The organism is Haladaptatus halobius, from assembly GCF_020618475.1.
Lineage (GTDB): Archaea > Halobacteriota > Halobacteria > Halobacteriales > Haladaptataceae > Haladaptatus > Haladaptatus halobius.
This window is the reverse complement of sequence record NZ_CP085335.1, coordinates 1,842,705-1,855,681: the sequence shown is the minus strand read 5'-3', so window position 1 is coordinate 1,855,681 and position 12,977 is coordinate 1,842,705. Positions and strand designations below refer to the sequence as shown.

Below are 12,977 nucleotides of genomic sequence, written 5' to 3'. Positions count from 1 at the left end.
TGTACCCCTACTACGTATTCCCGCCGGCCTCGGACCGCCCGGTTGGTCTCTCTCTCCAACGGTCCGTTCCACAGTCCCAAACAATACGTGATACAATGAAAGGTGACATTGAAACGCTGGAAGACCTCAGCCGAAGCTACCAGGAATCGATGCCTGAAGACCTCCGCGAGACGAAGTCGTTCGACTGGTATCTCCGAGAGGCACACGACGACCCGAAGATCGCCCGGAACGCCCACCAGCGCGTCGCCGACATGTTCGATTACTACGGCACGGAGTACGACGAGGACTCCGGCGTCGTGGAGTACCAACTCGCGTCCGAAGATCCCCTGCACGACGGGGAGAACACGTTTTACGGGCGCGAGATTCACCGCGCGATGCACGAGTTCGTGAACAAGGTGAAAAGCGGCGCGCGCGGGCTAGGTCCGGAAAAGCGTATCAAACTGCTACTCGGCCCGGTCGGGTCGGGTAAATCCGACTTCGACCGACAGGTTCGCAAGTATTTCGAAGATTACACGCTCAGCGACGAGGGTCGGATGTACACGTTCCGGTGGACGAACCTCTGTGACGTGATCAAAGACCAAGACCCGGCGGACGACGTGGTGCGGTCGCCGATGAACCAAGACCCGCTCGTCTTGCTCCCGATCGAACAGCGCCAGACCGTCATCGACGACATCAACGAACGCCTCGACGCCCCTTACACCATCAAAAACGAGCAGGCGTTAGACCCCGCCAGCGAGTTCTACATGGACGCGCTGTTGGCGTACTACGACGACGATATCCAGCAGGTGCTCGAGAATCACGTCGAGATAATCCGCCTCGTCGCCAACGAGAACAAGCGACAGGCCGTCGAGACGTTCGAGCCGAAGGACAAGAAGAATCAGGACGAGACCGAACTCACGGGCGACGTCAACTACTCCAAGATCGCCATCTACGGCGAGAGCGACCCGCGAGCGTTCGACTACTCCGGCGCGTTCTGTAACGCCAACCGGGGTATCTTCAGCGGCGAGGAACTGCTCAAACTCCAGCGGGAGTTCCTCTACGACTTCCTGCACGCCACGCAGGAACAGACCATCAAGCCGAAGAACAACCCCCGAATCGACATCGACCAGGTCATCGTCGGCCGGACGAACATGCCCGAGTACAGGGATAAGAAGGGCGACGAGAAGATGGAGGCGTTCAACGACCGGACGAAACGCATCGACTTCCCGTACGTTCTCGAATACGAGTCGGAAGCCGACATCTACCGGAAGATGCTCCGGAACGCCGACGTGCCGGACGTGCACATCGAACCGCACACCTTGGAGATGGCTGGGCTGTTCGGCGTCCTGACGCGCGTCGAGGAACCCGACACCGAGATGGTCGACCTCCTCCAGAAGGCGAAAGCCTACAACGGCGAAACCGAAGACAGCGACGACGTCGACGTGAAGAAGCTCCGGGAGGAAGCGGAGGACAAGGCCGACATCGGCGAAGGGATGGAAGGCGTTTCGGCCCGGTTCATCGGCGACGAGATCGCCGAGGCCATCATGAACTCCACCCACCGGAGTCGCGGCTTCCTCAGCCCGCTCTCGGTGTTCAACCACTTCGAGGAGAACTTGGAGAATCACGGCTCCATCCCCGAGGAGAACTTCGAGACGTACTACCGCTACCTCGAAACCGTCCGCGGCGAGTACCGCGAGCGCGCCATCGAGGACGTGCGCCACGCCCTCGCCTACGACATCGACGAGATCCAGCGACAGGGCGAGAAGTACATGGATCACGTGATGGCGTACATCGACAACGCCACCGTCGAGGACGAGTTGACGGGGCGCGAACAGGAACCCGACGAGAGTTTCCTCCGCGCCGTCGAGGAGAAATTGGAAGTCCCGCGCGACCGCAAGGACGACTTCCGGCAGGAAGTGTCGAACTGGGTGTCGCGGCGCGCCCGCGAAGGGTCGCCGTTCAACCCACAGGACAACGACCGTCTGCGCCGCGCGCTGGAGCGCAAACTCTGGGAAGACAAGAAGCACAACATCAACTTCTCGGCGTTGGTGTCGGCCAACGAGATGGACAACGACGAACAGAACGCGTGGATAGACGCGCTGATCGAACAGGGCTACTCGCGCGACGGCGCGAAGGAGGTGCTCGAATTCGCCGGAGCAGAGGTCGCCCGCGCCGAAATGGAGGAGTAACCCGTGTTGGAAGGGAGCGACTACATCACCGACGCCGACCATGAACTCCGGGAGACCTACGAGGAGCCGATGAGCCTCGCGGAGTACGTGGACGCCGCGTTCGAGAACCCAACCATCGCCTCGCACGCGAGCAAGTATCTCCTGGAAGCCATCGAGTCGATGGGCACCAGAATGGTCGTGGAAGAGGGCGAAGAGAAGGAGCGGTTCCGGTTCTTCGACGACCCGCACAACGGCGGCGAACACGCCATCCTCGGCAACACGGAGGTGTTGAACGCCTTCGTGGACGACCTGCGTTCCATCGCGGCCCGCCGGGGCAAAGAGGAGAAGATAATCTGGTTCGCCGGACCGACCGCGACCGGAAAGTCCGAACTCAAACGCTGTCTCGTCAACGGTCTACGCGAGTACTCGAAGACGCCCGAGGGGCGACGCTACACCATCGAGTGGAACATCGCCACCGCGAGTGATCCGTCCGGGCTGACCTACGGCGACGAAGCGGTCGCGTCGAGCGAGGAGAACTGGTACGCCAGCCCGGTTCAGTCACATCCGCTGCTCGTGTTTCCGCCGAAGGTGCGCCAGGAACTCCTCGAAGAGCTAAACGCCCGGCTCAACGACCACGTGGATATCCAAGTCGACGGAAAACTCGACCCCTTCAGCCGCGAGGCGTACGATTATCTCGAAGAACAGTACCGGCGCAACGGCGAAGAGGAGCTGTTCTCGGCCATCACCGACGCCGCGCACCTCCGAGTGAAAAACTACGTCGTCGACATCGGCGACGGCATCGGCGTCCTCCACTCGGAGGACAGCGGTCGCCCGAAACAGCGACTCGTCGGCAGTTGGATGCAGGGGATGTTGCAGGAACTCGACTCCCGCGGCAGGAAGAACCCGCAAGCGTTCAGCTACGACGGCGTGCTCTCGCAGGGGAACGGACTGTTGACCATTGTGGAGGACGCGGCCCAGCACGCAGACCTCCTCCAGAAGTTGCTCAACGTCCCCGACGAGAAGGCGGTGAAACTCGACAAGGGCATTCAGATGGATATCGACACGCAGCTCCTCATCATCTCGAACCCCGACCTCGAAGCCCAGTTGAACCAGCACGCCGACGCGGGCGGGGCCGACCCACTCCGCGCGCTCAAACGCCGACTCGACCGACGGGAGTTTGGCTACCTGACGAACCTCAGTCTGGAAGCCGAACTCATCCGGCGCGAACTCACCAACGAGACGGAGGTCTGGCAGGCGGACGTGTACGACGAACTCGAAGCTCGCATCCGGGAACCAGTCCCGGTCACCGTCCGCGACGGTGACGCCGTGCAAGAGCGCGAAATCGCGCCGCACGCTATCGAGGCCGCGGCGCTCTACAGCGTCGTCTCGCGCCTCGACGGGAGCGACCTCCCGTCCGGACTCGACCTCGTGGACAAAGCCATCCTGTTCGACCGCGGCTACCTGTTGGACGGCGACGACCGCATCGAGAAGGACGATTTCGACTTCGACGACGACGCAGCGGACGGATCGGGCGGCATCCCGGTCACGTACACACGGGACACCATCGCCGGACTGTTGAACGACGTTCGTGACCGCCACCACCCCGACTACGCGGTTGAGCAGGTCATCATGCCCCGCGACGTGCTGAACGCGATGGCGGACGGAATCGGGGACGCGCCGGTATTCTCCGCGGCGGAGCGCACCGAGTACGAGAACCGCCTCGTGCCCGTGAAGAACTACGTCTTCCAGCAGCAGGAGAGCGACGTGCTGGACGCCATCATGCGCGACCGGCGGGTAGACGAGGAGACGGTCGCGGAGTACATCGAACACGTCTACGCGTGGGCGACCGGCGACCCGGTTGAAAACGACCGCGGCGAGCGCGTCGAACCGGACGCGCTGAAGATGAAGGTGTTCGAGACCGAACACCTCGGTCGGTTCGGGCCGGACGCCTACGAGGTGAACCACGAACCTAGTCCGGCGGTGGCGGAGTTCCGCCGGAACAAGGTTATCACCGCGCTGAACCGCCACGCGTGGGAGAGTCGTAACGACGACTTCGTGGTCGGCGACATCGACCCGAAGGAGGTGCCGGTCATCAAGACCGTGCTGGCGAACAACGACTGGGACGACGTGCGCCGGGTGTACGAGGATTTCGACCCCGGCCAGTGGGAGAACCCCCCGACGAACACCGAGACAGCCGAGGTGAAAGCGGAGACGATACGGAACTTACAGGAGCTATTCGGCTACTCGCCCGCGTCGGCGGAGTTGACCAGCCAGCACGTCATGGACCAGGTGAGCTACAAATGGGACTGAGAGAGGACCTCGAACGCTACCGCGAAGTCGGCGAAGAGCGCCGTGAAGACCTCGCGGAGTTCATCCAGTACGGCGACCTCGGGCAGAGTCTCCCCGACGAGATACACATCCCTATCAAGATCGTGGACTTGCCGGAGTTCCAGTACGACCGCAGGGACAGAGGCGGCGTCGGCCAAGGGAACCCCGACGTGGGCGATCCGGTCGGCCAGCCCCAACCCCAGCCCGGCGACGACGGCGAGGAAGGCGAACCCGGCGACGAGTCGGGCGAGCATGATTACTACGAGATGGATCCCGAGGAGTTCGCCGAGGAGCTGGACGACGAACTCGGGCTGACCCTCGAACCGAAGGGGAAGAAGGTCGTCGAGGAGACCGAGGGCGACTTCACCGACGTAACGAAGACCGGTCCCGACAGCACCCTCGATTTCGAGCGCATGTTCAAAGAGGGGTTGAAGCGCAAACTGGCGATGGACTTCGACCCCGAGTACATCCGCGAAGCGATGAAGATCGACGGCTGGGGGCCGGATACGGTGTTCAAATGGGCGCGGGAGAACAACTTCACCGTCTCGAAACACTGGGTCGAGGAGAACTACGACGCGCTGTCGCCGGACGAGCGCACGAAGTGGGCGAGCATCGACGAGATGGAAAGCGAGGTGACGCCGACGAGTACGGCCCAGAAGATACGCGAGGAGGGTATCCGACACGTCCCCTTCCGCCGCGAGGACGAACGCTACCGCTACCCCGAGATAATCGAGGAGCACGAGAAGAACGTGGTCGTCGTCAACATCCGCGACGTGTCCGGGTCGATGCGCGAGAAGAAGCGTAAACTGGTCGAGCGCACTTTCACGCCGCTGGATTGGTACCTCACGGGCAAGTACGACAACGCCGAGTTCGTCTACATCGCCCACGACGCGGAGGCGTGGCGGGTCGAGCGTGACGAGTTCTTCGGCATTCGGTCGGGCGGCGGGACGAAGATATCGTCGGCCTACGAACTCGCCCGACACATCTTGGAAGAGGAGTACCCGTGGACCGACTGGAACCGCTACGTGTTCGCGGCCGGCGACAGCGAGAACAGCCGCAACGACACGGAGGAGAACGTCATCCCGCTGATGGCGTCGATTCCGGCGAACCTCCACGCCTACGTGGAAACCCAACCCGAGGGGAAGGCCATCAACGCCACGCACGCAGAAGAGGTGGAGAAGAACTTCGCCGAGTCGGAGAACGTCGCGGTCAGCTACGTCAACGGCCCGGAGGACGTGACGGACGCGATATACGAGATACTGAGCACGGAGGACTCATGAACAAACGCATCGAAACCCAGCGCGAGGCCGAGCGAGTGCGCGAGCCGGTCGTGGAAGCGCGAAAACTCGCGCGGAAACTCGGTCTCGACCCGTACCCCGTGAAGTACTGGATAATCGATTACGACGAGATGAACGAACTCATCGCCTACGACGGGTTCCAGGAGCGATATCCGCACTGGCGGTGGGGGATGAAGTACGACCGGCAGCAAAAGCAAGGCCAGTACAGCGGCGGCAAGGCGTTCGAGATCGTCATCAACGACGACCCCGCCCACGCCTTCTTACAGGAGACGAACAGCATCGCCGACCAGAAGGCGGTCATCACGCACGTCGAGGCCCACTCCGACTTCTTCGCTAAAAACCGCTGGTATCGGATGTTCGCGGACGAACTCGACGCGGCGGCCCTGCTCTCCCGCCACGCGGGCCGGGTTCGGTCTATCATGGCCGACCCGGAGACGGATCGGGAAGAAGTCGAGAAGTGGATCGACAACGTGCTCTGCTTACAGGACAACATCGACCAGCACCAGGCGTTCAAACAACAGCACAGGACGCGGGATGAGGAGACGGAGACGGACGAACTCGGCGACCAACTCGCCGATATGAACCTGAGCGACGAGGTGCGCGACGAGGTGTTCGACGAGGAGTGGCTAGAAGCGCAGCGAGAGAAGCGCGCCGGTACGCTCGAAGACCCCGAGAAAGACCTGCTCGCCTACCTCCTCGAACACGGGCGAGCGTACGACCCGGAGGAGGGCAAAGCGGTCGAGATGGAAGACTGGCAGAAGGACGTGCTGGAGATGCTCCGCACCGAATCGTACTACTTCGCGGCCCAGAAGACGACGAAGGTGATGAACGAGGGCTGGGCGGCCTACTGGGAGTCGATGATGATGGGCGAGGAGTCCTTCGCGGGCGCAGACGAGTTCATCGAGTACGCAGACCACCAAGCTCGTGTGCTCGGCTCGCCCGGCCTGAACCCCTACAAACTCGGCAAGCAGCTGTGGGAGTACATCGAGAACACCGAGAATCGCCGGGAAGTCGTGCGAAAGCTCCTGCGAGTGAAAGGCATCACGTGGCGCAACTTCCACAACGTGGTGGAGTTCGACCGCGTGATGGAACTGCTTGAACCCGACCCGGCGCTCGACGCGGTGAACTCGGAGACGCTCTCCGACCTCGAATCCCTCGACTCAGAGAAGATCGACGAGGAGGGAATAGAGCGTGCGAAAGCCGGGGAAATCGACGTGGACGCGCATCCGTGGAAGGTGCTCTCGTACGAGGGACTGGCGGAGCGTCACTTCTCGCTCTGTAAACTCCAGAATCGCGGCTTCCTCGAAGCCATCCCGCAGTCCGATCTAGAGCAGTACGCGCGCTACATGATGGACGACGAGCGCTACGAGAGCGCCGAGGAAGCCATCGCCGATGTGGAGTTCACCTCCGGATGGAATCGGATGTACGAAGTCCGGGCGAGCCACAATGACGTGACGTTCTTGGACGGCTTCCTGACGAAGGAGTTCGTCACCGACAACGACTACTTCACCTACGAGTTCAGCCAGACGACGGGCGACTACCGGGTGACGAGCACGCAGTACGAGGACGTGAAGAAGAAGCTGATGCTCCAGTTCACCAACTTCGGCAAGCCGACCATCGCGGTGTACGACGGCAACTACGAGAACCGCAACGAACTGCTGCTCGGCCACCACTACAATGGCGTCATGCTCGACATCGAGCAAGCCGCTCGGACGTTAGAGCGCATCTACGACCTCTGGGGTCGCCCCGTGAACCTGAAGACCATCGTGAAAGAGGTCGACGAACGCGACGCCGAGATAGCTCGGCGACGCGACCGCGAACCGGAACCCAAAGAGCAGGGGAAACTCCTGCGCTACGACGGCGACGAGTTCGAGATGGAAGACCTGCCGTGGAGCGAGGTCGAAGACATCGCAGCGACGGAGATCGATTACAACACGAAACCCGAGGAGTGGTTGGCCTGACCGGGGGCGCGATCACTCCGACACGTACAGCCTGATTTCGCCGCTATCCACGACCACTTCGTATTCTTCGTACCAAAACTGCACGTAGACGGAGACTTCCTCGCGTTCGGCGAGTCGCTGGAGCGCGTCCACGTCGATGACCTCGGCGAGGGCGGGTCGCAGTTCCGTCGGATGGACATTCGAAACGGCTCCGAGCGCCCGCGCCAGCGACACCGCGACGGAGTCGCGGGCGGTGCCGTACACCGTCCAGTACGCTTCGTTCGAACCGTCTACCGACGTACTCGTCGTACTGTTCCGCCCGTCCCGAACGAGCGGTTCCGCCTCGGGCGGCGCGTCGCCAGCCCCGGCGAGGCGGACGTATCGCTCCAACTCCGATGCGCTCACCGTCGCCGAGACGTCGTCGCCGTCGCGTTCCACGACGCGCGCTTCGACCAACTTCGGCAGGTGGACGTGGTGGAGCGTGATGTGAACCCGTTCTCTGGCGTCTTCGCTCGGGACGCCCGTCGACTCCCACTCCGCTATCCGGTCGGCGGTCGACGACACGTCCGCGGGGTCGCCGACTTCGGCGAGATATCGGCAGACGGAGCGCCGCCGTCGGGATCCAACGAGCGTCGAGAGCACGTTCGGCGAGACGGACGAACCGTCGAGCGTCAGCCCGCCGACCACCGTGTCGAACAGCGCGATGACTGGGTGACGTATCTGGTCGGGGAGGACGTGCCGAACGACGCGCTCGGGATTGAGGTGGACGTCCTCCAACCCTTGTAGGGGAGTATGCAGTACTCACCTATCGAGAAATGGTAAGCCGCGTCACTGCATTCCGTTATGCGGTGTGATTAGGTCATACCTGGATCGCTTGGCGGTGGAGTCGGTGGACCGTTGTCACCGTCTCCAAAGTCTATTTCCTGCGTTTGTTCTTGGTCAGCGGAGTTTTGGGCTTCAAAAATTCCAATCTGCGCGTTTTCATTGGATTGGTCGTTCGTTTGAATGGCGACCGCATCATCGCCATTTTGTGCCAATGCACCGCCTGTGAACACCGTCGAGAGGAGTGCCACCGCGAGTGCGACCGTCAAGAGTGCTTTCAGTTGCATTGGTGTTCTCCGTCTTAATTCCTGTACTATCGACTTACTCCTCTGCCATCGTCTCCGAAGTCTATCTCATGGTCAATTTCTTGTGATTGGTCTTGCTCGGCGCAGTTTTCGGTGCTTGCAATGCCGACTTGGGAGTTTTCGTTGCTTTGGTCGTTCGATTGAATGGCAACAGCGTCACCGCCATCGTTTGAGGCAGTCACGCCACTGAGCATAGTCACGGTGACCGCGAGTGCGATGAGTAATTTGAATGCGTTTATGGTGACCTCCGGCCATACGACAATCAGTTCACAGTTAAACAGCGGTAACCGTTCGTGCTGGTTTGGCTGAGGTAACCACGATAGCATCCTCGAAACAGGGACTTACCTCTATCCAACAGTGTAGGTCACTGATAGCGAAGTTCTCCTCCCTTCTCGAATCATCCATGGATTTGCACTATTGGCAAATTCAGCGCGACAATCTGCGATAAGTTGGAAGTTGCGAGAGGAGATAACCACACCTCCTGGAATAGTGACTTCCGCGGGGCATGCACCACTCTCACCCGACGTGTGTTCCGAATTCTTGGCAATAAGTGGAGTTGTCACCTACTGTACTACTTCGCCGATACTGCGTCAGTCACAGCGACCACCGATGAGCTCGTCACCCATCTCATCCAGCACGAAACCACGGCGGGCCCTGACGATACGACGCGGGTCAAAACCGAATTGCACCACAAACATTTTCCAAAGCTGGCTGCGGCCGGCGTCATCGACTATGACCCGCGGGATGAAACGGTTCGGTATCACGATGGGACGCCGCTTGAAGCGGTCGAGACGCTCGCGGCACGCATGGAATAATCACTATAGTGATACCAACGTGGTCATGGGAGCATGCCACGAGAACTCCACCGCAAAAGAACACAGACGGACGGGTCAAGCCCGTTCGTATTCGAAACATATCCGGACATCACTGACGATTGTTGCCGCAGGTTGCTTCGCGATAGTTGTTTTCAGTCACTGGTTGGTTCGCGGGGGTCGATGACGAATTCATAGAGGCCACGGGTGTAGCGGCGAATCCATCCCGCGTTGGTCAGTTCACGGAGGTAGAACTCGACGTTGCCTTTCGAAATACTGGTTTCCTCGTGGATCGACCGCGGGGTATGGCGGCCCCATGGGCGGTTGGCCTCCCGCCCCTTTTTGAAGGCATCCAGCACTGTTTCGGCATCGCCCGTCGGTTCGAAGTTTTCGTTCACTGTTCCTCGTGACATCTTATCACCCTCTCCAATGGTAGGTTCTGTGAGGCTATCTACTTTCCTTTTCGATAGGAAATTTCACTATGAATAGCAAAGCTTTATTATGTAACACGAAGAATATGTATTCGAGGAGAGATGAGGGCACAGTCCCCCACCGCTCCATAAGTAGCAAATGAATTGGGAGGCGGGCGACTTGCTCTGCTTTAACGTCCTGGGTGGGGACTGTACTGTGACGATGGATATTCGGAATTAAGTACTGTGTTTGAGCAGTGATGTGGTCATTGTCCATATTTTTACACGTACTTCGGAAACTCGGGCAGTTTGGTAGTACGTTCAGTTGTTGCTGAATAGAAGGCGCGTATCTGTCGAATGAACCCGTAGAAAATTGCAGCAGGAATATCTTCATCCCCGTCTTCAATGTCTAGTGGTAACTTTTAACATGAAAGTCATCGATAGTCCGAACGGCGGTCCCAAGCGCCGAGTAGAATGGTTCCTACTGGAGTTCTCACCGCCAATCACTAACGGTTTTGAAAATACATCCTCTGCCAATATTTGATTGCTGAATGTATTTTCCGTATTCAGCACGCAATTCCTGTCAGGTGATGAAGGTTTCAACAGAGCCTTTTCACCCTATTTGAAGGGCTGCGATGAAATTCGTAGACTGCGCGCTCAGCGTCGGAACGTAGAAATCGCAAAAGTGGGCATTGAACCCTTTGTAGCAGTGCTCGGTAGGGGATTTGAACCCCTGTCCTCGGCTCGAAAGGCCAAGATGATTGGCCGGACTACACCAACCGAGCGTATCACGCTCGATGCGCATCAGTTCGTTTCTGCGGGACTAGTTTAAACCTTCCGTTATCGGGCGACTGCGCCCGGATTCCGCGTCAATCGGTGCCAATCCTGATGGGAGATTCGGCCCCCGACCGTTCGGCCTACTTCCCTTCGAACTCGGGGTCGCGGTTACCCATGAAGGCGGTGACGCCTTCCATCAGGTCGTCGGTGCTCATCAAGTGGCCGAACGCTTGCGCTTCGATCTCCAGTCCGGCTTCCGTGCTCTCCCACCCCTTCAGCATCGCGCGCTTCGTCATCTTCTGGGCTATCGGCGGTCCGGCGGCGAGGGACGCGGCGAGTTCGAACGCTCGGTCTTCGAACTCGTCGTTCGGGACGACCTCGTTGATGAAGCCGTAGTCGGCCATCGTCTCGGGGTCGAAGCGGTCGGCGGTGAAGATTATCTCTTTCGCGCGTCCCTCGCCGACGATGTGCTGGAGGCGCTGGGTGCCGCCCCAGCCGGGCAGGAGACCGAGGTCATGCTCAGGTTGGCCGAGTTCCGAGCGTTCGCTGGCGATTCGGAGGTCGGCGCAGGTCGCCATCTCCATCCCGCCGCCGAGGCAGTAGCCGTCGATTCCGGCGACGACGGGCATCGGGCAGGATTCGAGTTTGCCGAACGTCTCTTGTCCCTTGCGCGAGAGTTCGACCGCGTTGAGCGAGTCGGCGCCGCCCGCGGCCATGCTCTGCACGTCGGCGCCCGCCGAGAACGCTTTGTCACCCTCGCCGGTGATGAGGATGGCGCGAACGTCGTCGTCCTCGACCACTTCGTCGATGGCGTCCGAGAGTTCGTCCAGCAGTTGCCCGCTGACGGTGTTCATGCGGTGCGGGCGGTCGATGACTATCTGTCCGACCATCTCGCCGGGCTTCTCGATTCGGACGGTCTCGAACTCGACCGTCTCCTCGTCGTCCTGCTTGTAGAATCCGACTCCAGCGCGCTCTTCGAGGTAGTCGTCGGGTTCGTAGCGCTCCGCGCCCGTCTCCTCGTAGAGGTCTTCGAGGGTTTCGAGTAGGGTGTCGAGACCCGCTTCGTCGGCCATCCGGGCGGGACCTTCGGGAAAGCCGGCGCCGAGCATGACCGCGTCGTCTATCTCGCCCGCGGGCGCGACGTCGTTTCCGACGAGCTTCGCCACTTCGTTCGCCATCACGGCTCGCAGACGGTCGACGATGGCGTCGTTTCCGGCGTCGGTCGGGATGTCCGCGCCGCCGTCGTCGTAGTCGTAGAAACCTTTCCCGGTCTTCTTGCCGAGGTTTTCCTCCTCGACTTTCTGTCCGAGGAGCGGGCACGGTTCGTAGGCGTCGCCGAGTTCCTCGTGCATGTATTCGAGGACGTGGTAGCCCACGTCGATTCCCACCTGATCCGCGAGTTCGAAGCTTCCCATCGGAAGGCCGATGTCGAACTTCGTGGCGCTGTCGACCTCCTCGACGGTCGCGTCGCCGGACTCGACCATCCACGCCGCCTCATTCATCAGGGGAACGAGCACGCGGTTGACGATGAATCCCGGGCTGTCTTTGCGCACGCGGACCGGAGTTTTGCCCATCTCCTCCGCTAGTTGCTCGGTCAGGTCGAGGACGTTCTCGTTCGTGTACGCCCCCGTGATGACCTCGACGAGTTGCATCCGGACGGGCGGGTTGAAAAAGTGCATCCCGCAGAACTTCTCGGGACGGTTCGTGACCTCCGAGAGTTCGGTTATCGAGAGGCTGGAGGTGTTCGTGGCGAATATCGCGCGGTCGGGTGCGTACTCCTCCAGTTCCCCGTACACGTCCTTCTTGATGTCCATCTTCTCCGGCACGGCCTCGATGACGAAGTCGGCGTCCGAGACCGCCTCCTCGAAATCGACGAGGGCGGTGACGCGCTCTAGCGCCGCGTCGGCTTCCGCCTCGGAGAGCTGATCTTTCTCGGCGAGTTTGCCGAGGCTCCACTCGATCTGGTCGTAGCCGTTCTGGACGAACTCCTCTTTGATGTCGCGTAGATTCACGTCGTATCCCGCGAGTGCGGCGACCTCCGCGATGCCATGTCCCATGTTCCCTGCGCCGAGAACTGCAATGGTGTTGATGTCTTCTAGCTCCATGCTCGAATGCTCAACACGAGGCCGTTTCAAGGT

The 12,977-nt window shown here is 60.5% G+C and carries 9 protein-coding genes and 1 tRNA gene; 5 read left to right on the top strand and 5 right to left on the bottom strand.

Translation table 11 applies throughout. The annotated features are described in order from the left end of the window. The first annotated feature begins 95 nt into the window (after positions 1-95). The 4 genes from LIW51_RS10715 to LIW51_RS10700 are packed head-to-tail and all read left to right on the top strand — an operon-like array spanning position 96 to position 7,734. Positions 96-2,168 (top strand): PrkA family serine protein kinase, encoded by a 2,073-nt coding sequence (locus LIW51_RS10715; RefSeq protein WP_227374127.1) that lies wholly within the window; start codon positions 96-98, stop codon positions 2,166-2,168. 6 nt (positions 2,169-2,174) lie between these two features. Beyond that, positions 2,175-4,457, top strand: coding sequence for a PrkA family serine protein kinase (locus LIW51_RS10710; protein WP_227374126.1), 2,283 nt, complete (start codon positions 2,175-2,177; stop codon positions 4,455-4,457). Then, entirely contained in the window at positions 4,448-5,755 is a 1,308-nt protein-coding gene (locus tag LIW51_RS10705; protein ID WP_227374125.1) for a YeaH/YhbH family protein, read from the top strand. The genes LIW51_RS10710 and LIW51_RS10705 overlap by 10 nt, the downstream gene beginning before the upstream one ends. Next, positions 5,752-7,734 carry a SpoVR family protein gene (locus tag LIW51_RS10700; protein ID WP_227374124.1) on the top strand — a complete coding sequence of 661 codons (1,983 nt, stop codon included), beginning with the start codon at positions 5,752-5,754 and terminating at the stop codon, positions 7,732-7,734. The genes LIW51_RS10705 and LIW51_RS10700 overlap by 4 nt, the downstream gene beginning before the upstream one ends. A 12-nt stretch (positions 7,735-7,746) precedes the next feature. On the opposite strand, the gene LIW51_RS10695 is transcribed toward LIW51_RS10700, so the two are convergent. Together LIW51_RS10695 and LIW51_RS10690 are read right to left on the bottom strand one after the other, a co-directional pair. Continuing rightward, a complete protein-coding gene (locus LIW51_RS10695; RefSeq protein ID WP_227374123.1) occupies positions 7,747-8,490 on the bottom strand; it encodes a DUF7344 domain-containing protein in 744 nt (247 codons plus the stop codon). A gap of 77 nt (positions 8,491-8,567) precedes the next feature. After that, positions 8,568-8,822, bottom strand: coding sequence for a hypothetical protein (locus LIW51_RS10690; protein WP_227374122.1), 255 nt, complete (start codon positions 8,820-8,822; stop codon positions 8,568-8,570). A 545-nt stretch (positions 8,823-9,367) separates the two neighbouring features. On the opposite strand from LIW51_RS10690, the gene LIW51_RS10685 reads away from it, so the two are divergent. Further along, positions 9,368-9,655, top strand: a complete 288-nt coding sequence (locus tag LIW51_RS10685) for a DUF7344 domain-containing protein (protein ID WP_227374121.1) — start codon at positions 9,368-9,370, stop codon at positions 9,653-9,655. Between the two features lie 152 nt (positions 9,656-9,807). Here the strand turns inward: LIW51_RS10685 and LIW51_RS10680 are convergent, their stop codons facing one another. From LIW51_RS10680 to LIW51_RS10670, 3 genes are all read right to left on the bottom strand, one after another. Beyond that, positions 9,808-10,065: a winged helix-turn-helix domain-containing protein gene (locus LIW51_RS10680; RefSeq protein WP_227374120.1), complete on the bottom strand. Its 258-nt coding sequence runs from the start codon at positions 10,063-10,065 to the stop codon at positions 9,808-9,810. Positions 10,066-10,772: 707 nt separating this feature from the next. Beyond that, positions 10,773-10,847 (bottom strand) — tRNA-Glu (locus LIW51_RS10675). A gap of 132 nt (positions 10,848-10,979) precedes the next feature. Further along, a complete protein-coding gene (locus tag LIW51_RS10670) occupies positions 10,980-12,944 on the bottom strand; it encodes a 3-hydroxyacyl-CoA dehydrogenase/enoyl-CoA hydratase family protein (protein WP_227374119.1) in 1,965 nt (654 codons plus the stop codon). Between the last annotated feature and the right edge of the window lie 33 nt (positions 12,945-12,977).

Bases quoted from the DNA above. Each gene is read 5' to 3' on its own strand.
- LIW51_RS10680 (WP_227374120.1), bottom strand. From the start codon at position 10,065: ATGTCACGAGGAACAGTGAACGAAAACTTCGAACCGACGGGCGATGCC.
- LIW51_RS10715 (WP_227374127.1), top strand. From the start codon at position 96: ATGAAAGGTGACATTGAAACGCTGGAAGACCTCAGCCGAAGCTACCAG.
- LIW51_RS10670 (WP_227374119.1), bottom strand. From the start codon at position 12,944: ATGGAGCTAGAAGACATCAACACCATTGCAGTTCTCGGCGCAGGGAAC.
- LIW51_RS10700 (WP_227374124.1), top strand. From the start codon at position 5,752: ATGAACAAACGCATCGAAACCCAGCGCGAGGCCGAGCGAGTGCGCGAG.
- LIW51_RS10690 (WP_227374122.1), bottom strand. From the start codon at position 8,822: ATGCAACTGAAAGCACTCTTGACGGTCGCACTCGCGGTGGCACTCCTC.
- LIW51_RS10705 (WP_227374125.1), top strand. From the start codon at position 4,448: ATGGGACTGAGAGAGGACCTCGAACGCTACCGCGAAGTCGGCGAAGAG.